A 20159-nucleotide genomic window follows, 5' to 3' on the forward strand; every position below is an offset into this window, starting at 1 on the left:
TTGATAATTGGAAACTATCGTTCAAGGGATAACATCAGTTACACCCGGACAACTGATTATGATGGCAATTGGCGGTTTACTCATGTACTTAGGCATCAAAAAGGAGTACGAGCCGACGTTGCTGGTTCCGATGGGCCTTGGGGCAATCTTGGTCAATTTCCCCAATTCGGGATTGGTGACGCAAGCCGGAAGCACGACAGAAGGCGTATTAAGCGTCCTCTTCAAAGCGGGGATTGAGACGGAATTATTTCCATTATTAATTTTCATCGGTATCGGCGCAATGATCGATTTTGGCCCGTTGTTGCAAAATCCGTTCATGTTCCTTTTTGGTGCTGCCGCCCAATTCGGTATATTCTTCACGATCATTTTGGCGGTATTATTTGGATTTACCTTAGAGCAGGCCGCTTCCATCGGTATCATTGGTGCAGCAGATGGCCCGACCTCGATTTTCGTAGCAAACGCATTGGCTCCGGAACTGTTGGGGCCCATAACGGTTGCCGCTTATTCCTATATGGCCTTGGTGCCGATCATTCAGCCGTTCGCAATAAAATTGGTGACGACAGAAAAAGAGCGGAAAATAAGGATGCCCTATAAAGCAGCGCAAGTATCGCATCTGACGCTTATCTTCTTCCCGATAATCGTAACCATCGTTTCCGGCTTTATTGCACCGGCATCTTTACCTTTGGTAGGCTTTTTGATGTTCGGGAATCTGTTGAGGGAATGCGGCGTATTGAACCGCCTGAGTCAGACCGCCCAAAATGAATTAGTGAATCTGATTTCTATTCTTTTGGGATTGACGATTGCCGTAAAAATGACGGCCGATCAATTCTTGAATGTAAAGACTTTGATGATCATTGCATTCGGTTTAATCGCATTTATCATGGATACGATCGGCGGAGTCTTATTCGCCAAATTACTGAACCTCTTCCGCAAGGAGAAAATCAATCCGATGATCGGGGCGGCCGGTATATCGGCATTTCCGATGTCAGCGCGGGTTGTTCAAAAATTGGCGGTTGAAGCTGATCCTCAGAATTTCGTCCTGCACTATTCCATCGGCGCGAATGTCGCCGGGCAAGTGGCGTCCGTTATCGCCGGAGGATTGATTTTATCATACTTCGTATAGCTATACGAAGGTATGCTTGGAGAGGAGAATCATAATGACAGTTGACTTAGCAGCATTGAAAGGAGCATTCGAAATATTGGCATTTGGATGGGCGGGGGTATTTTTAGTCTTATTTATCCTCTATTTAACCAGCATGGCACTGCTTAAGTTCTTGCCCGTCAAGAACGAGCAATGAGAGCCAGAAGTTCGCAAAACAAACATTCCGGGATAGCGTCAACCACCTACCTCTGCATTCACGTGTATCCACACTTACCTCTGTTGAAATGAAAAAATCCATAAGAATAAAAGCAGTAAAAATGACATAGACAAAGGAATGAGTTTTTATGGGAACAGAATCATTTTTTTTACAAGGTCAAATGCCGACACTCAGGGAAGTGCTGGCATCCAGAGAGCAACGTGCTTTTTTTGAAGAGGAAATCAGCAAAGCGAATGTCAACCAAACTTTGGTATCTTTAAAATGCAATATTCCTGGTCCCGTCAAATACAATTCCATCGTGAAACAAATCGCTGATATCGGGGTACAGGAAGTCAAGAATGCGATTGCGCATAATGGGTGGCAAATCACCTATGAAAAATTAATGGATTTAGCAACGGGGCCTGAGTATTTTGTGGTGGTGGATACGTATCCGACCGCAGTGAAACAGGCCACTATCCTGATCGAAGACAGCACACCCATGGGGCAGCTATTCATCATCGATGTATTCTATCTGGAGGAAGGGAAGATGATAGAAGTCCAACGCTCTGAACTAGGTTATGAACCTCGCAAATGCCTGGTCTGCGGAAAGGATGACGATGAAGAGTGTGAAAATGAAGAGACGCATAGCGTGCAGGAAAGGTTCAAAATGATCGAGAAAATTTTACGGGAAGATGGGCGAGTGAAGCTAACATGACAAAAAAAGTCCAATTCATGGATACTGTCCTTCGGGATGCGCACCAAAGTTTGATTGCAACAAGAATGTCCACAGAGCAAATGACACCCATTTTGGAGACCATGGATGGTGCCGGCTATTTTTCATTGGAGGTTTGGGGCGGAGCGACCTTCGATGCTTGTCTACGCTACCTGGATGAGGACCCATGGGAACGTCTGAGGACGATCCGAAGACATGTGAAGAAGACAAAACTGCAAATGCTGCTGCGCGGCCAAAACCTATTGGGATATAAACACTATCCGGATGATGTAGTCGAAAGTTTCATTGAAAAATCAATCGAAAATGGCATTGACGTCATCCGTGTGTTTGATGCCTTGAACGATTTGCGCAACCTGATAACATCCGTCAAAGCGATCAAAAAATATGGCGGCCACTGCCAATGCTGCATTTGCTACACAATAAGCGACATCCATACAAATGAGTATTATGTGGAACTCGTGAAAGGTATGGACAAGATGGGGGCCGATTCCATCGCGATCAAGGATATGGCCGGCATCTTGACTCCGGCCCATGCCTACTCCTTGATCAAAGCAATCAAGGAGGTGACGGATTTGCCGATTCAAGTACATACGCATACGACCAGTGGCATCGCCGAAATGACCTACTTGAAGGCCGTTGAGGCGGGGGCCGATATCATCGACTGTGCCATCTCCCCCTTCTCTGGAGGCACCAGCCAACCGGCTACGGAATCCGTGGCAATCGCCTTGGAAGAATTGGGTTATGATACGGGTCTGGATTTGGAGAAGCTGAAAGAAATCGCGGACTATTTCCGTCCCATCAAGGAGGAATTCCGCGGCAACGGCCTTTTGAATCCAAAGGTGATGGATGTTGAGCCGAACACATTGCTGTATCAAGTGCCGGGCGGCATGTTATCCAACCTGCTCGCGCAGTTGAAAGAAGCACACAAAGAAGATAGATACGAAGAGGTGCTGAAGGAAGTGCCGATTGTAAGGGCAGAGCTGGGGTATCCGCCTTTGGTGACGCCGCTATCACAGATGGTGGGGACACAGGCGTTGATGAACGTCATCAGCGGTGAACGCTACAAGATGGTGCCCAAGGAAATAAAAGACTACGTCAAAGGTTTGTACGGCCAATCACCAGGCCCGATTTCTGAAGAAATAAAAGAAAAAATCATCGGTGATGAGGAAGTGTTGACGGTTCGTCCGGCTGATCTGCTGGAACCGAAAATGCAGGATTTTGCTGATGAATTGGGCGATCTGGCTGAATCGACGGAGGATGTATTGATGTATGCCTTGTTCCCGCAACTGGCCGTGCCTTTCTTGAAGAAACGCAAAGACCCGTTCTATGATGTGCCGGTTCAAATGGTTACGGTAACCTATGCGTAGACTATGGCGAAGAGGGAACCGTCTTTACGCTGGGGGAATGATTTCCCTTCGGAAAACCGATAATGAGAGCTGCCCTGAATCGAGCGTAAACGTGTTCCAAAAAGCAGACCCGACGTCACTTCACGAATAATGCTCAGATGGTCTGCGACCATCCTACGCGTATTCGCTCCAGTGATTCGGGTCTAAACGCTTTTTGTCACACTCTCTTTCTTTTTCCAGCCACGATATTTTCGGTAATCCGTTTCAATGGGATTTCCTTGCCGGAAAGTGCCGCGTTCCGTATTGCAAAACAGGTGCTTATCGAGTATGATAGCTAAAATATAATAAATGTCTCGGTCAAGGGGATGAATCGGCTGCCAAGGCAATGACGGAAGCATTTTCTGAACGATTAGAGCATTTTTTTATTTTTAAAGGAAACAAATTGAAAAAAGATTAAAACTTTCTAATGAAATGTGGTAAAATGTTTTTGGAAAACATAGGAGCAATCCTATATAAAGATAAACTATATAAATAATTGAGCGAGGGATTATGGATGAAAGAATATAATGTTGCGATTGTCGGAGCTACAGGTGCGGTTGGAGAAAAAATGTTAGGGCTATTGGAAAATGCTTCTTTTCCGATCAAAAGTTTGAAATTGTTGGCATCTAAACGATCTGTCGGAAAAACAAAAACATTCCGGGGGCAAGAATTGGTCGTTGAAGAAACGACCGATGCCTCATTTGAGGGTGTAGACATTGCTTTGTTCAGTGCCGGCGGCGGCATTACAAAACAATTCTCGCCTGCAGCCATCAAAGCTGGCGCCATCGTCATTGATAATACGAGCGCGTTCCGCATGGATCCTGAAACGCCTCTTGTCGTACCGGAAGTTAACCCGGAAGACTTGAGAAAAAATCACGGACTTATCGCAAATCCGAACTGTTCCACGATCCAGATGGTGGTCGCTTTACAGCCGATCCGTGAAAAATTCGGCTTGGATCGTATCATTGTTTCGACTTATCAAGCAGTAAGCGGAGCTGGGTTGCACGCATTGGAAGAACTGAAAACGCAAGCACAAGCAATCTTGGACGGAGAAGAACCCGTTGCGAACATCCTGCCTTCTGGCGCGGATAAGAAACATTTCCCAATCGCATTCAATGCCTTGCCGCAAATCGATGTGTTCAGTGAAGGCGGCTATACCTACGAAGAATGGAAAATGATCAACGAAACGAAAAAAATCATGGGTGATCAAACCATCAAAGTGAGCGCAACATGTGTGCGTATCCCTGTAATGTCAGGCCATTCGGAATCGGTTTACTTTGAAGTGGACGATAAAGACGTGACAGTGGAAGATATCTGGGAAGTCTTGAAGGACGCGCCAGGCGTCATCCTTCAAGATGATACTGCAAACCAAGTCTATCCGACCGCTTTAACTTCCGTAGGTAAGAAGGAGACATTTGTCGGACGTATCCGCAAAGATGTGGATGTCGAAAACGGGTTCCATATGTGGGTCGTATCGGACAATTTATTAAAAGGCGCAGCTTGGAACTCAATTCAGATTGCTGAAAAAATGATTGAAATGGGATTAATCTAAAACTTGCTATCCTGTTGTCGGATAGTAACCGATAAAAGCAAATAGTGATTTTGTGAACAACGGATCTGTTCCTAAAAAATGGTATGATTAAGAAATAGAAATATATTCCTAAAAAGGGTATAATGAACTGTCTATTTCATTTCTCGTATTGTTATTTTGGGAAGGATCCGTTTTTTAATGGATGCGATTTAAATCTCTTGGGCAGTGGTTGTGTATAGGGAATGCGCTGCTGTTGCAACAGATTTGAACGCAGAAACGGCATAACGGCAGGATGTTTCAGTAAATAGTACAAATTTGGCAATAATCATGTATAATGTATCTGATGGAACATCCGTAAAGCCTTCGTTTGGCGAAGCCATCGTATGTTGGCTGATTTCGGATATTGTTGCAACTTAGTCCTTGACGCGTTGCAAATAATCGATATAAAAAAAGAAGAATGTTTGACAGCAGGCAATGGCAGAAAACATACATATCCATAGGGGCCTTCTTCCAGATGCTGAAGAGGAGTTCGCCTGGATTCGTTGTGTCTACCATCAGCCTCCTGAAAAAATAAATGAATGACAGCAAGATAATGCTGAATAATAAGAGGTGGTACAATGAGTAAAGTTAAAATTATTTCTCTTGGAGGTGTAAGGGAAAACGGGAAGAATATGTACTTAGTCGAAGTAGATGACATGATTTTTGTGTTGGACTGCGGACTTTTATACCCTGAAAATGAATTGTTGGGTATCGATGTAGTTATTCCTGATTTCACTTACCTTGAAGAGAATAAGAACAAAATTGCAGGTGTTTTCTTAACCCACGGGCATGCGGATGCAGTAGGGGCATTGCCTTACCTATTGCAAAACATCGATGTTCCTGTTTTTGGCACGGAATTGACGATTGCATTAGCAAAATTATCGGTAGAATCAGCAGGATTGGCTGTAGGCTTCAATGACTATCACGTCATTGATGAAAATACGGAAATCGAATTTGATAAGGTGGTGGTGCGTTTCTTCAGGACAACCCACACGATACCTGATTCCGTAGGGATCTGTGTCGTGACCGAAGAAGGCAGTGTCGTTTACACCGGGGATTTCAAATTTGATCAAAGCGCTTCGCCGATGTACAGAACCGATTACGGTAAAATTACCGATATCGGCGAAAATAAAGTATTGGCGCTTTTAAGCGATTCCGGCGATGCCGAATCGACAGTCGAAAATGTAAGTGACCGCAAAGTAGCGGAGGAAATGTTCGATACATTCAAAAATGCTGAAGGCCGCATTATTGTTTCCTGTGTTGCAAGTAATATTCTGCGTATTCAACAAGTTTTCGATGTGGCACAGCAGGCGGATCGGAAAATCTTTTTGACCGGTCCCACATTGGTGGAGACCGTTGATGTTGCGATGAAATTAGGCAAGCTTGTGTTGCCGGATCCGGATTTATTGGTCAGCATCAAAAATATCAATTCATACCGTGACGACCAAGTCATCATTCTGGAAACAGGGAACAGCGGGGAACCGTTGGAATCGCTGCAAAGAATGTCAAAAGGGAAACATAAGCAAGTCAACTTAAAAGAGGGTGACTTGGTTTACATCACAACAACCCCTTCGACGGCGATGGAAACAACCGTTGCAAAAACAAAGAACATGATTTACCGTGCCGGTGCTTCCGTAAAAGAAATTTCGGGCACATTTAAGGCCTCAGGGCATGCTTCGCCAAATGACTTGAAGTTGATGATCAATTTGTTGCGCCCAACTTACTTTATACCCGTTCAAGGGGAATATCGGATGCAGGCTGCTCATGCGAGATTGGCGAATGAAGTCGGCATTCCGTTCAAAAACATCTTCATCCCAGGTAAGGGTGATGTCATTGAATATGCAAAAGGACGTATGCATATGACCGGACAGGTGACTGCAGGGAATGTCTTGATCGATGGCATTGGCGTCGGCGATATCGGCAATATTGTATTGCGCGACCGTAAGTTGTTATCAGAAGACGGCATTTTCGTGGTGGTCGTAACGATTTCAAGAAGATTGAACAAAATATTGTCCGGTCCAGAAATTGTTTCCCGCGGTTTTGTCTATATGAAAGCCAGCGAAGATCTAGTAAATGAGAGTTCCGCAATCGTCAAAGAAGTTGTGGAAGCAAATCTGAATACGAAAGATTTTGACTGGGCCAAATTAAAACAAGAGATTCGTGATTCTCTGAGCCGTTATCTCTTCGAACAGACGAAACGTAAACCCGTAATCCTTCCGATCATAATGGAAGCATCAAACTATCAAAAGAAAAATTGATGCTTGGATAGCGATGTTTAGCGTAACGTTTTAAAGCGTAAAGGGGAGATTTATTCATATGGGTTCAAATAATGTCAAAGCTTGGGGCGAGGCCGTACTGTTTTCAGTGCTTGCATTTGCATTAACGTATGTGACCATCCCTGCAGGAGGCTACGCCATCGCATTAGCGATGCTTCCGCTTGTTTTCTTTTCTCTTCGCAGAGGGATACTGCTGGGGCTAGTGGCAGGGATCGTTGCAGGCGTTGTTCAGTTTTTTGTAGCTTCAGGCGGTTCGGATATCCTTGAAAATATCGTGACGAATATAGCGCCCTTTGCATTTGTCGGAATTTCAGGATTTTTTGCAAAGTTTACGCAAAGAACATTGAACAATAAACGTTTTTCTAATGCTGCACTGAATATCGTAACGGCTTCCTTCTTCGGCACAATCGTTTATTTTGTATGGAAATTGGTCATCGATCTATTCTTTCAAGAAGCTGCGGCGACTGGACAAGGGTCGGCATTCGAGCATTACTTTAGGCAGGACGGCATTTCATTTTTGATGACATTCGCCGTTACTGCTGTGGTCCTATTGATTGTGGCTAAAGTTGCGCCTAAAGCGTTCATTCCAAGAGACAGCCGTTTCCTGAGCAGAAAAGAAAAATCAAAACTATTGAATGACTGATGGTTTGCTGAAGAGGCTGGGACAAAAGTCCTAGCCTCTTTCCCATTTCCTAACAATTAATCGTAAACGTGTTCCAAAAAGAAGACCCGACGTCACGTCACGAATAATACTCAGATGGTCCGTGACGTGACAATCCTCCGCTTATTCGCTCCAGTGATTCGGGTCTAAATGTGTTTTGAATCCCAGAAATCTCCGCCTAAGTTGACTATCACACGCGGACAGAAAGCGTCCGCTTTGTGTTAGTCCTCTTAGTGCTCGATTTCTAAACGGGATTCATCGCACTCTATTTAAACGCTTTTTGTTGCACTCTCTTTTTTGTTATACTCGGGTGAGGTATGTTATGATTGCATTTAAAGGTTAAATGCCATTTTATTTTGAATTGAGGTGACAAGGTGAGTATTTGGGCCATGATTATTTTAGGCATCATCATTATGAATACAATCGGAGCAATCATTACGGTCTTCAAAGAAAAACGCGACGTCGCGGCAACTTGGGCATGGCTATTGACGTTGATCCTTTTGCCGGTGGCAGGATTTATCATCTATCTGTTCGTCGGTAAAAAGATATCCAAGGATAATATTTATGACTTGAAGACGCAGAAGAGTTTGGGGATGTCGCAATTGGCCGAAGCCCAGATAGAGATGCTGGAGGAAGAGGAACGGATACCGGGTATGGTTGAAACGGATTACGTCAAGAATACAGCCATCCTGTTTCTGGAGAGTGATGAGTCGATTTTGACGAAAGGCAACAAAATCGATATCATCAAAGATGGCGTGACGAAGTTCAACTCCTTCATCAACGATATCTACAAAGCGCAGAACCATATCCATCTGCTTTACTATACATTTCGTTCAGATGAGTTGGGCAAAAGAGTTCTCGAAGCCCTGGAAAATCGTGCGGCTGCAGGGGTGGAAGTTCTTATCATCTACGATGCTTTAGGATGCAGAGGGAATGACCCCAGATTCTTCCGCAAGCTCGAAAAGCTAGGCGGAAAGACGCAAGTGTTTTTTGGATCAAAACTGCCGTTCGTCAATTTGCGCACGAACAACCGCAATCACCGGAAAATTTTGGTCGTTGATGGAGAAATCGCCTATCTAGGTGGCTTCAACATCGGGAACGAATATCTCGGTCAAGGTAAATTGGGCTATTGGCGCGATACCCACATGCGGATTGAAGGGAATGCTGTGCTCACGCTGCAAAGTCGTTTCTTCATGGATTGGAATGCCGCAGCCAAAAAAGCGGACCGGAAAGATTATGCAGATCGCTATTTTCCCATTTCGGATAAGAAGGGGAATACCTCCATGCAAATTGTCTCGAGCGGGCCGGATGATGAAAATCAGACAATCAAGATGGGTTTCATTAAAATGATCAGCCAGGCAAAAGAATCCATCTATATCCAAACACCCTATTTCATACCGGATGAAAGTTTGCACGAAATGATCAAAATTGCCGCTTTATCCGGTATTTCCGTGAAAATCATGATACCGTCGAAACCGGATCATCCGTTTGTCTATCGTGCTACCGAATATTTCGCAAAAGATATCATTGAATATGGGGTAGAAGTGTATATGTATCAGAATGGTTTCCTGCATTCAAAAGTGGTGGTCATCGACAATGAAGTAGCTTCAGTGGGAACAGCCAATATGGATGTGCGCAGCTTCAAACTAAATTTTGAAATCAATGCCTTCATTTATGACCGTCAGGTTGCTCAGGAATTGATCGATAATTTTGAAGAAGATCAAAAAAAATGTATCCGTGCGACGCATGACTATTTTGCGAAACAGTCAAGAGGCCGCAAATTTAAGCAAACCGTATCAAGGTTGCTCTCTCCGATCCTTTGAAGTGGAACGAACATCAGAAAAAGCCGATTTCCAATGGTTTGGAAATCGGCTTTTTAATTGGGTTGAAGAGTCTCTGTATGTGAGTTGCTAAGCTTCTGTTTACTAAGCTAGTTGTATGGCTAAGATTTGGTCGATAATCAACAAGTAAGTCATTTTTTTATCTGATGAAGTGAACATAATTTGCCTGTTGGTGTTGACTCCGGTTTTGAAGGCTCCGGTAACGGCAGACCTTGTATAGGCTTTTGGCCCCATTTTTTGTTCGATCACAATGCAAACGGTCTTGTTTTTTTCGAATGCTTGATTTGCGAAACGAATGACTTGATGCACCGGCATCACTTTATCTAAAATTCTTTTATTGGCAGCAGGAACAGCTTTAACAGGATTCAAGAAAAATTTTTTCTTGTCAGAAGCGGGGGATTGATAGTTTTCCATTTTCTTTACCTCCGAACGTTTGTTTGCTCACTACCCATTATAAGAACGCACGTTCTTTTTTGCAAGAGTTTTATCTTATTTATGTCCAGAATAAGAAAATTGTTTTTATTTTTCTTCCTATTAAGTATGATAACGTGATTGTATCAATATAGTGAAACCGATTGGGAATACATTTGAATGGCGCTTCCAATAACGGTATAATAATAACACTGATGCATGAAAAGCATTTCTGTGAATCAGAAATGACAAACGATCGGAGGTGTAATGGGGAATGCATGTAATAGACGAAGTAAAGAAAATCGAGCGGGATGCAGTCAACTTGGAAGTGGACTACCAAAATAAGCTGCACAAGCTGGAACAAAATACGCAAGACAAGATTGCGGAAATGAAAAGAAACATAGAAAAGGAATTAGCAACCTTCCAATCAGATGAAATGGCAAAGAAAAAGGAACTGCTTGCTGTCCTGAAAAAAGAATCTTCTGAGAACGAAGCGCAAGAAATCGCGAAATTGCAAGCCCGTTTTGCAGCACGAAAAGACGATCTTGTAAATGCAGTGATTCAGGAGGTGATGAGAAAATATGGCAATAGCTAAAATGAAAAAAATTACACTCATTTCTTTTCACGAAAAAAGGGAACAGCTATTGATGGCTATTCAGACATTGCAAAGTTGGGAAGTCATTGATTTGCCATCAGCGACAGATACTCGCACAGCTTCATCGCCGAAAGAACGCGAATTAATCGAGCAAAGTATCAAAAAATTGGATGCTCAGCTTGAAAGCGCCGATGAAGCGTTGGCTTTCCTGCAACCGTATTTGGAGAAAGATTCGATGCGCAAAAAGCTTACGACCAAGAAACAAGAATTGTCACTTGATGAATTGGAAAAAGCTGCCCTTGCACTTTCACCTGAAACGGTAATCGCGGAAGTTTCCGGATTGAAAGATGAATTGAAAAAATTGGAAGATTCAAAGAAACGGTTGTACGAAGAGGAATCCTTCCTTTCTCAATGGAGAAATCTTTCCTTCAACCCAAATGAAACAAGGAAATTCGAGCATATAGCCGTAAAAGTCGGCACAGTCCCCCAATCAGTCACGAACGAATATAGTGAGCTGTTGAAGGCAAGCCCATTTGCGTATGTCGAAGAAGTTTTTCAAAACAAAGAATCGGTTGGGGTCATGCTCATTTTTGAGCCGGCTGCAGAGGCCGATGTGAACCAACTGTTGGAAAAAACGCATTTCCAACCGCTGGCTTACAATTATGCAAAGGCACCGAAAGAAATGCTTGAGGATGTGCAGGCTGCCATTCAGCAAAATAATGAGCTGAATGTGCAGACCCGAAAAAATCTATCAACCATGAAGACAGAAGAGTGGCAACTTATGCTGCTTTCTGAATACTACTATGCTAAATTGCAACGCGTGAAGAGTCAGCTCATGTTTTTGAATGAAAAACATTTATTTGTTATGCAAGGCTGGCTCGAAGAGGATAGGGTTGAGGGAATCAAAGCCACTTTAGCGAAGGAATTCCCAATCGATACCTATGCCTTGCTGGTCGAGGATGTCCAAGAGGATGAAATCAAGGACGTTCCGACAGTATTGAAAAACAATAAAATCGTTGCGCCTTTCGAGTCGGTTACCGCCATGTACAGTATGCCAAAATACGATGAAATCGACCCTACACCTCTGCTGACGCCATTCTATTTATTGTTTTTTGGAATGATGGTAGCGGATTTCGGGTATGGCCTGTTGCTTTTCATAGGGACATTCATTGCGTTAAAATTCTTGCAGGTCGGCAAAGGCATGCGCAATAATCTTAAATTTTTCCATCTCTTGTCATATCCGTCGATGTTATGGGGATTGGTCTATGGTTCATTCTTCGGTATCGAGATGCCTGTTGTCCTGTTATCGACAAGCAATGATGCCAACACTATCTTACTGATTTCTGTCATCTTTGGAATCATCCAAATCATGTTCGGTTTGGGCATCAAGGCTTATCTGCTTTTGCGGGACAAAAACGCTTTGGGCGCCATTTCCGACAGCATCGGTTGGTTGGGTATCCTGCTAGGGATCATCCTGCTTTTAATCGGCAAGATGATCTTGCCGAGCCAGATCCTGTCCACCGTCGGAGCAGCATTGGCGATCACAAGTGCTGTCGGCATTGTCCTGGCTACGGCGATGGCTTCGGACAATAAGGCGTTAGGATTTGGTGCTGGCCTGTACAATTTGTACGGCATCACCAGTTACATCGGCGATATCGTCAGCTACACAAGGCTGATGGCATTGGGTGTTTCAGGCGGCAGTATCGCAGTCGCCTTTAACCTGATCATCGATTTTATGCCGGCATGGGCAAAATTCACAATCGGTGCCGTTTTATTCGTCGTTCTGCATTCGATCAATTTCGGTCTATCGATGTTGAGCGGCTACGTTCACGGAGCCCGTCTGACATTCGTCGAATTCTTCGGGAAGTTTTATGAGGGCGGCGGAAGAGCCTTGAATCCGCTCAAAGCTACTGAAAAATATATTGATATTAAGAAATAAAAAAGAAACGCAGACATAGGAGGAATTATTAAATGGAAAACATGACTTGGATACAATATTTCATCGAAAATAACGGAGGAATGATCTTCGCTGCTTTAGGGGTCGCTTTAGCAGTCGGAATGGCTGGTACAGGTTCAGCAAAAGGAGTCGGGATGGTAGGGGAAGCTGCTGCAGCACTTATCAAAGAGCAACCCGAAAAATTTGGTAAAACGTTGATTCTGCAATTACTTCCAGGTACACAAGGCCTTTACGGCTTCGTTATCGGTTTTTTGATTTATTTGAATATGTCACCGGATATGCCTCTATCACAAGGTATGTATTACCTGATGGCCGGTCTGCCGATCGCCATCACAGGTTTGACTTCAGGAATCGCACAAGGACGCGCGTCTACAGCAGGGCTACAAATCCTGGCTAAGAGAGAAGAACACAATACAAAAGGGATCATATACGCAGCCATGGTTGAGACGTACGCTATCCTAGGCTTCGTTACATCCTTCTTACTCGTTCTGAAAGGCTGATTATCTTGCGTTTAAAATAAGCGATTAGGTGAGGAGATGAGAGAACGTGGAAGATTTACAAAATTTGTCTGAAAAAATATTGACGCAGACAAAGGAAAAAGGGCAGATCAAACTGGAAGAAGCTGAAAAAAATTCGGTCGCAAAAATCGAAGAAAGCAGATTGAAATTGGTTGAGCAACAAAAGAACCGCAAGCAAACCATTTTGAAAAAAAGCGCAGATGACTTTGACCGTGAACGCCAAACTTTGAAGAATAAGGAACGCAATGCGGTATTGAGCGAAAAACAAGTGATTTTGAACGCCATTTTTTCAGAGGCAGCAGAAAAAATGAAGCAATGGGATATGGATCAATTCAATAAGTTTTTGGATGACGTCCTATCTCAGCTGGATGCTTCCAAAGAGCATTCGGTGGTGCCAGGAGACAAATCCCTCAGCCATTTCCAAGGTGAACAACTGAAAAGGCTAAACAAAAAATTCCCGGATATCCAGATATCAAAAGAAACAATCCCGAATCAATCAGGCTTCATCATTGAAGAGGGCGGCGTTGATTACAATTACTGCTTTGATGCGTTAATCGCAGAAGTGAAAATGGAGTATGCTGCAAAATTGGCATCTTTAGCATTCCGTGAGGCAGAGTAAGAGGAGGGGGAGAATATGCAAGATATTGATTATAAAGGCGTCAATACCCTTCTAAGGACTTATGAACTTCAGTTGCTGACGGAAGCGGATTACGAGCGTATGTTAAAGGCTCCTTCTTTGAAAGAGGCCTTGGATGTCCTGAAAGGCACGGGTTATCAATTTGATGCCAAGGAAGTATTGGTAGACAAAGCATTCGAAAAGTTTTTAATGCGCAATTTGGCGGAAATGTACGAGGAGCTGTTCATGGCTACCCCTGAGGTGGAGGTCGTTGAGATATTCTCGCTCCGCTACACGTACCACAATTTGAAGGTCTTGTTGAAGCAACGTTTTTCTGGTGAAAATCTGGAGCACCTCCTGATTCCGATCGGAAAGTATTCACTTGAAAGCTTGAAGAAATTGGTTGATACGGGCGAAGGCGACGACGAGGACCCGATATTGATTGAAGGCGTCCAGGAATCCATTCGTGATTTCGAGGAAGCACACAGGCTGGAAGCTGCGACTGTCTTTATGGATACGTACTATTTCAAACACCTGCGAGCCATCAGCACCAGAGTCAATAATCCTACCATAACAACAATTACGGATGAAATGGTTGATCTGTATAACCTTTCGACGATCGTCAGAAGTCTGAAACAAAAGAAACCGAGGGGCTTCCTTTATACAGTCTTATCCAGTTCCGGAACCATTCCGAAACAGGATTTGATCGAAGAGGCAAAAAATGGTTCGGCAGCTGTGATCCGCAAGTATTTCATGGGTAAGACATACAGTTCCCGTCTGGCCGATTTGATATCGGATTCCAGCAATGAAATCGATGCGCTTCAATTGGATAAATTGATGGATGCCTTGACCTATGAGCAGGTTGCGGCAGGATTGTACCAACCGTTCGGCCCGCTCCCGCTATTGGGGTATTTATTTGCAAAAGAAAAAGAAGTAACGAATATCCGATTGATCTTGGTCGGCAAAGACAATCAGATTTCAGAAGAAATCTTAAGAGAGAGGATGCGTCCCGTATATGGCTCATAATATAGCAGTAGTAGGAGACAAAGATTCCATCCTTCCTTTCAAAATTTTGGGATTTGAAGTCTTTGCCTGTCACAATGCAGCGGCTGCCCGCGAGACGGTCGATCGCTTAGCCGCCCAGAACTATGGCATCATTTATTTGACCGAAGCGATGGCGAAAGAAATTCCGGATACAGTGAAAAGATATGATTCAAGAGTTCAACCGGCTATTATTCTCATTCCGAATCACAAAGGTTCGTTGAATATAGGCAAAAATCGTATCCAACAAAATGTAGAAAAAGCGGTTGGACAGAATATTTTATAAGAGGAGGGGACTTGTTTGAAAAATGGAAAGATAATAAAAGTTTCCGGTCCTTTAGTTATGGCGGAAGGTATGGAGGAAGCCAATATCCAGGATATTTGCCGTGTCGGGGAATTGGGATTGATTGGTGAAATCATTGAGATGCGCAGAGACGTCGCATCCATTCAAGTATACGAAGAAACTTCCGGCATTGGACCGGGTGAACCGGTCGTTACAACCGGTGAAGCTTTATCGGTTGAATTAGGACCTGGCATCATCTCGCAAATGTTCGATGGCATTCAACGTCCATTGGATACATTCCGTGAAGTAACACAAAGTAATTACTTAGTAAGGGGAACAAATATCCCCGCTCTTAACAGAACGAACAAATGGGATTTCAAAGCAACCAAAAACGTTGGCGATTACGTCCAAGCCGGTGATATTGTAGGGACGGTCAAAGAAACAAAGGTAATCGAACACCGCATCATGGTTCCTTTTGGCGTATCAGGCAAACTTACGTCCATTCAAGACGGTAGCTTTACTTTAGACGAAACGGTTTACGTCATTGAAACGGAGAACGGCTCAAAAGAATTGACGCTGCTGCAAAAATGGCCGGTCCGCCAAGGCCGTCCCTTCAAGAAGAAAATGAATCCACATACTCCGATGGCGACCGGTCAACGCGTCATCGATACCTTCTTCCCGATCACAAAAGGCGGAGCCGCTGCGGTTCCGGGTCCTTTCGGCGCAGGGAAAACCGTTGTGCAACACCAAATCGCGAAATATAGCGATGTGGATATCGTCGTCTATGTTGGCTGCGGTGAACGCGGAAACGAAATGACGGATGTTCTGAACGAGTTTCCGGAACTTGTTGACCCAAGCACCGGCGAATCAATCATGGAACGGACTATCCTGATCGCCAACACCTCAAACATGCCCGTAGCGGCACGTGAAGCATCCATCTATACAGGAATCACCATTGCGGAATATTTCCGTGATATGGGCTACAGCGTTGCAATCATGGCCGACTCGACTTCCCGTTGGGCTGAGGCATTGCGTGAAATGTCCGGTCGTCTGGAAGAAATGCCCGGCGATGAAGGGTATCCTGCGTACTTAGGAAGCCGCGTAGCGGAATATTACGAACGTGCAGGCCGTGTCTTGGCTTTGGGTTCGGAAGACCGCGAAGGCAGCATCACCGCAATTGGAGCGGTATCCCCACCAGGCGGAGACACCTCGGAGCCGGTTACCCAAAATACGTTGCGCGTCGTTAAGGTATTCTGGGCGTTGGATGCCACTTTAGCGCAAAAAAGACATTTTCCTTCCATGAACTGGCTATCTTCTTATTCGCTTTACAGCACAGAAGTCGGCGAATACATGAATGATTTTCTGCAAACGAATTGGTCAGAAATGGTGCAACATGCGATGAATCTCCTGCAGGAAGAATCGGAATTGGAAGAAATCGTCCGTCTGGTCGGTGTCGAATCATTATCCGAAAAAGACCGCATGACGATGTCCATTGCAGAGTCCATCCGTGAAGATTATCTGCAGCAAAATGCCTTTGACGATGTGGATACATACACTTCCCGCAACAAACAACTGGCTATGTTGGACTTGATCCTGAGTCTGGAGACGGAAGCCCGCGAAGCGATGCGTTTGGGTGCCTATTACCAAGAAATCATCGATGGCACGGTTGAACTAAGAGACCGCATCGCGAGAAGCAAATACATTCCGGAAAGCAACCTTGCCGAAATAGAAAACATCAAAAATGACATGAAGAAAAGAATGCACGAAATCGTTGCTGAAGGAGGTATGACGAAAAATGCTTAAGGAATATAAAACAGTAAGTGAAGTCGTTGGACCTCTTATGGCAGTGGAGGGCATCGAAGGCGTCAAATTCGATGAACTCGTGGAAATCCAGATGCAGAATGGCGAAATCCGTCACGGACAAGTCCTGGAAATCAGCAAAGACAAAGCCTTGGTCCAAATCTTTGAAGGCCCGAGCGGCATCAACATCAAAGATACGAAAGTGCGTTTCAGAGGAAAACCTCTTTCCATCGCTGTATCGGAAGATATGGTCGGCCGTGTATTTGACGGAATGGGCAACCCGATCGATGATGGTCCGGCAATCATTCCTGAAATGGATCTGGATGTCAACGGACAAGCAATCAATCCTGTTTCCCGTGATTATCCGGATGAATTCATCCAAACCGGCATTTCAGCGATCGACCATTTGAACACCTTGGTAAGGGGACAAAAACTGCCGGTGTTCTCCGGCTCCGGATTGCCGCATAAAGAATTGGCAGCGCAAATTGCCCGCCAAGCGACAGTTTTGAACAGCGATGAAAAATTCGCGGTCGTTTTCGCGGCCATGGGCATCACTTTCGAAGAAAAAGAATACTTCATGGAAGATTTCCGTAAAACGGGCGCCATCGATCGTTCCGTCATGTTCATCAACTTGGCGAACGACCCTGCCATCGAACGTATCGCAACACCGAAGATGGCGTTGACGGTTGCGGAATATCTTGCTTATGAAAAAGACATGCACGTATTGGTCATCATGACGGATATGACAAACTATTGTGAAGCGTTACGTGAAATTTCCGCTGCCCGCCGGGAAGTGCCTGGCCGTCGCGGCTATCCCGGGTACTTGTATACAAACTTGTCTACCCTGTACGAACGTGCGGGACGTCTGAAAGGTAAAAAAGGATCGGTAACTCAGATTCCGATCCTTTCGATGCCTGAAGATGATATTACCCACCCGATTCCCGATTTAACAGGTTACATCACCGAAGGGCAAATCATTTTATCGCGTGAACTGAATAATTCGGGCATCAAACCGCCGATCAATGTGTTGCCGTCCTTGTCCCGTCTGAAAGACAAAGGGACAGGCGAAGGCAAAACAAGAAAAGACCATGCGCCGACGATGAACCAACTCTTTGCAGCCTATGCAAAAGGGAAACAGGCAAAAGAACTGGCGGTCATCTTAGGGGAATCGGCTCTTTCGCCAACCGACAAATTGTACGTGAAATTTACGAAGCGTTTCGAAGAAGAATACATCAATCAAGGCTTCTATACGAACCGCAGCATTGAGGAGACTTTGACCTTAGGTTGGGAATTGCTTTCCATCCTGCCTAGAACCGAACTTAAGCGAATCAAGAACGACATGATCGACGAGTTTATGCCGAAGGGAGAGTGATCGTCCATGGCTAGATTAAATGTTAAGCCGACACGGATGGAACTATCCAATTTAAAGTCACGTTTAGTCCTATCGACGCGTGGCCATAAACTATTGAAAGATAAGCAAGATGAGTTGATGCGTCAGTTCATCAGTTTAATTCGTGAGAACAACGTGCTGAGAGATGAAGTAGAAAAAGAACTGACACAAGCTATGCAATCTTTCGTAGTGGCAAAATCACTTTTAAATGAAGCCTTCATCGAAGAACTGTTTGCGGTGCCGAGTACTGCAGTTGCATTGGATATTCAGGAAAAGAATATCATGAGCGTAGTCGTGCCCCAAATGAACTTCTCGATCGTGGCTGAAGGTGAAAAATCATCAGATTTGCAATACGGTTATCTTAACTCAAATAGTGAATTGGATGATTCTATTAGCAGCATTGAAGAGATTTTACCGAAACTTTTGAAGCTTACTGAAATCGAAAAAACATGCCAACTACTTGCCGACGAAATCGAAAAGACAAGAAGACGTGTAAACGCATTGGAATACAACATGATTCCTCAGTTGGAAGAGACGATTCGTTATATCCAAATGAAGTTGGAAGAAAATGAACGTTCCGGCATCGTTCGGATGATGAAAGTGAAAGATATGGGTGGATCCAAATAAAGTGCCAAAGGAAAGGCGGGGACAACAATCCCTGCCTTTCTTTGGTTCTCTAAGGATTTTGGCGGATTATCCCCCATTGAAAACATATTGCGTAAAAAGCCTGAAGGGTTTTATCCTTGAGGAAATTGTGTTAAACTATGGAATAATAAACAGAACGGCGCATGTGGATGTACTTTACTGTAAAAATATAAATGGATGGTGGGCATTAAATGACTGAAAAAGGATTGTTGATTGTCTTATCTGGACCTTCGGGAGTTGGAAAAGGCACAGTCAGACAAGCAATTTTTTCCCGTGGTGAACGAGAGTTCACGTATTCAATTTCAGCGACTACCCGCAATCCCCGCGAGGGCGAAGTGGATGGAGTAGATTATTTTTTCAAAGGAAGAGAAGAATTTGAAGAAATGATTGCTGAAGACGGACTGTTGGAATATACCGAGTATGTTGGCAACTACTATGGCACTCCAATCGATTATGTCAGAAAGACATTGGATTCCGGAAAAGACATTTTCTTGGAGATAGAAGTCCAAGGTGCGATGCAAGTGAAGGAACGGATGCCGGAAGGAATATTTATTTTCTTGACACCTCCTGATATGACGGAATTGGAATCACGTATCGTGAACCGCGGCACAGATGAGTCCCCCATTATTAAGCAAAGAATGGAAAAGGCTATTGAAGAGCTCAGTTTAATGCGGTATTATGATTATGCGGTTGAAAACGACACAGTGGAGAATGCAGTTCAAAAGGTGCTTGGCATCATTCAAAGTGAACATTTGAAGGTTTCGCGTATTCTGGATACCATTTGTGTAGACGAAAGGGAGTAAAATATTATGATGTTATATCCTTCGATTGATAAACTATTAGAACAAATAGATTCAAAATATTCAATGGTCATTCTTTCCAGCAAAAGAGCACATGAATTGCATGAGCATTCCCAACCCTTATTGGATGAATACCAATCATTCAAAAATGTAGGACGTGCCTTGGAAGAAGTCGTTGCCGGAGAATTGGAAATCGATCCGGATTCAATCATTCCAGAAAGATAATAAAATAGCCAGCACAGATAGACTACTGTTTTTGAATTTCAAAATCAGTAGTTTTATTTTTTTTTGAGTCTTCCGTAAATGGAAAGTACTGCAAGACTTTCCCCATTTAATTTA

General features: G+C 44.0%; 20 protein-coding genes. 19 read left to right on the plus strand and 1 reads right to left on the minus strand.

Translation table 11 applies throughout. The features are described from left to right. Positions 1 to 7 precede the first annotated feature (7 nt). The 8 genes from BM101_RS02730 (at position 8) to cls (ending at position 9746) form a co-directional block, all read left to right on the plus strand. Complete coding sequence (locus tag BM101_RS02730; protein ID WP_087030422.1) at positions 8 to 1123, plus strand: sodium ion-translocating decarboxylase subunit beta; 1116 nt, start codon at positions 8 to 10, stop codon at positions 1121 to 1123. A 34-nt stretch (positions 1124 to 1157) separates the two neighbouring features. Continuing rightward, positions 1158 to 1298 (plus strand): OadG-related small transporter subunit, encoded by a 141-nt coding sequence (locus BM101_RS14005; protein WP_177194338.1) that lies wholly within the window; start codon positions 1158 to 1160, stop codon positions 1296 to 1298. 148 nt (positions 1299 to 1446) lie between these two features. Further along, on the plus strand, positions 1447 to 2013 hold the full coding sequence (citX, locus tag BM101_RS02735; protein WP_087030425.1) for a citrate lyase holo-[acyl-carrier protein] synthase: 567 nt from the start codon (positions 1447 to 1449) through the stop codon (positions 2011 to 2013). Beyond that, complete coding sequence (locus BM101_RS02740) at positions 2010 to 3398, plus strand: oxaloacetate decarboxylase subunit alpha (protein WP_087030428.1); 1389 nt, start codon at positions 2010 to 2012, stop codon at positions 3396 to 3398. The genes citX and BM101_RS02740 overlap by 4 nt, the downstream gene beginning before the upstream one ends. A 532-nt stretch (positions 3399 to 3930) precedes the next feature. After that, positions 3931 to 4968, plus strand: coding sequence for an aspartate-semialdehyde dehydrogenase (locus tag BM101_RS02745; RefSeq protein ID WP_087030432.1), 1038 nt, complete (start codon positions 3931 to 3933; stop codon positions 4966 to 4968). A gap of 596 nt (positions 4969 to 5564) precedes the next feature. After that, positions 5565 to 7244: a ribonuclease J gene (locus tag BM101_RS02750; RefSeq protein WP_087030434.1), complete on the plus strand. Its 1680-nt coding sequence runs from the start codon at positions 5565 to 5567 to the stop codon at positions 7242 to 7244. 58 nt (positions 7245 to 7302) lie between these two features. Beyond that, complete coding sequence (locus BM101_RS02755; RefSeq protein WP_087030437.1) at positions 7303 to 7905, plus strand: energy-coupled thiamine transporter ThiT; 603 nt, start codon at positions 7303 to 7305, stop codon at positions 7903 to 7905. Between the two features lie 392 nt (positions 7906 to 8297). After that, positions 8298 to 9746, plus strand: coding sequence for a cardiolipin synthase (gene cls, locus BM101_RS02760; protein WP_087030439.1), 1449 nt, complete (start codon positions 8298 to 8300; stop codon positions 9744 to 9746). 102 nt (positions 9747 to 9848) lie between these two features. Here cls and BM101_RS02765 read toward each other — a convergent pair whose 3' ends face one another. Next, complete coding sequence (locus BM101_RS02765; RefSeq protein WP_087030441.1) at positions 9849 to 10178, minus strand: hypothetical protein; 330 nt, start codon at positions 10176 to 10178, stop codon at positions 9849 to 9851. 271 nt (positions 10179 to 10449) lie between these two features. On the opposite strand from BM101_RS02765, the gene BM101_RS02770 reads away from it, so the two are divergent. The 11 genes from BM101_RS02770 to rpoZ all read left to right on the plus strand — a co-directional run bounded on the left by BM101_RS02770 (position 10450) and on the right by rpoZ (position 20045). Then, positions 10450 to 10770 (plus strand): hypothetical protein, encoded by a 321-nt coding sequence (locus BM101_RS02770; protein ID WP_087030443.1) that lies wholly within the window; start codon positions 10450 to 10452, stop codon positions 10768 to 10770. Next, entirely contained in the window at positions 10757 to 12709 is a 1953-nt protein-coding gene (locus tag BM101_RS02775) for a V-type ATP synthase subunit I (protein WP_087030445.1), read from the plus strand. Before BM101_RS02770 ends, BM101_RS02775 begins: the two co-directional genes overlap by 14 nt. 41 nt (positions 12710 to 12750) lie before the next feature. Beyond that, positions 12751 to 13227 carry a V-type ATP synthase subunit K gene (locus BM101_RS02780; RefSeq protein ID WP_409373491.1) on the plus strand — a complete coding sequence of 159 codons (477 nt, stop codon included), beginning with the start codon at positions 12751 to 12753 and terminating at the stop codon, positions 13225 to 13227. A gap of 46 nt (positions 13228 to 13273) precedes the next feature. Further along, positions 13274 to 13864, plus strand: a complete 591-nt coding sequence (locus tag BM101_RS02785) for a hypothetical protein (protein WP_087030451.1) — start codon at positions 13274 to 13276, stop codon at positions 13862 to 13864. Positions 13865 to 13879: 15 nt separating this feature from the next. Then, on the plus strand, positions 13880 to 14887 hold the full coding sequence (locus BM101_RS02790) for a V-type ATPase subunit (RefSeq protein ID WP_087030456.1): 1008 nt from the start codon (positions 13880 to 13882) through the stop codon (positions 14885 to 14887). Further along, on the plus strand, positions 14877 to 15188 hold the full coding sequence (locus BM101_RS02795) for a V-type ATP synthase subunit F (RefSeq protein ID WP_087030459.1): 312 nt from the start codon (positions 14877 to 14879) through the stop codon (positions 15186 to 15188). Before BM101_RS02790 ends, BM101_RS02795 begins: the two co-directional genes overlap by 11 nt. 15 nt (positions 15189 to 15203) lie before the next feature. Further along, positions 15204 to 16988 carry a V-type ATP synthase subunit A gene (locus BM101_RS02800; protein ID WP_087030462.1) on the plus strand — a complete coding sequence of 595 codons (1785 nt, stop codon included), beginning with the start codon at positions 15204 to 15206 and terminating at the stop codon, positions 16986 to 16988. Further along, entirely contained in the window at positions 16981 to 18357 is a 1377-nt protein-coding gene (locus BM101_RS02805) for a V-type ATP synthase subunit B (RefSeq protein WP_087030465.1), read from the plus strand. Before BM101_RS02800 ends, BM101_RS02805 begins: the two co-directional genes overlap by 8 nt. A gap of 6 nt (positions 18358 to 18363) precedes the next feature. Next, positions 18364 to 19002 (plus strand): V-type ATP synthase subunit D, encoded by a 639-nt coding sequence (locus BM101_RS02810; protein ID WP_087030468.1) that lies wholly within the window; start codon positions 18364 to 18366, stop codon positions 19000 to 19002. Between the two features lie 209 nt (positions 19003 to 19211). Further along, the gene (gene gmk / locus BM101_RS02815) at positions 19212 to 19823 is read left to right on the plus strand and encodes a guanylate kinase (protein ID WP_087030471.1); all 612 of its coding nucleotides are present in this window, start codon (positions 19212 to 19214) and stop codon (positions 19821 to 19823) included. Positions 19824 to 19829: 6 nt separating this feature from the next. Continuing rightward, complete coding sequence (rpoZ, locus tag BM101_RS02820; protein WP_087030474.1) at positions 19830 to 20045, plus strand: DNA-directed RNA polymerase subunit omega; 216 nt, start codon at positions 19830 to 19832, stop codon at positions 20043 to 20045. The last annotated feature ends 114 nt before the right edge of the window (positions 20046 to 20159 follow it).

Origin of the sequence: Trichococcus palustris (assembly GCF_900114465.1) — a bacterium.
Taxonomy (GTDB): domain Bacteria; phylum Bacillota; class Bacilli; order Lactobacillales; family Aerococcaceae; genus Trichococcus; species Trichococcus palustris.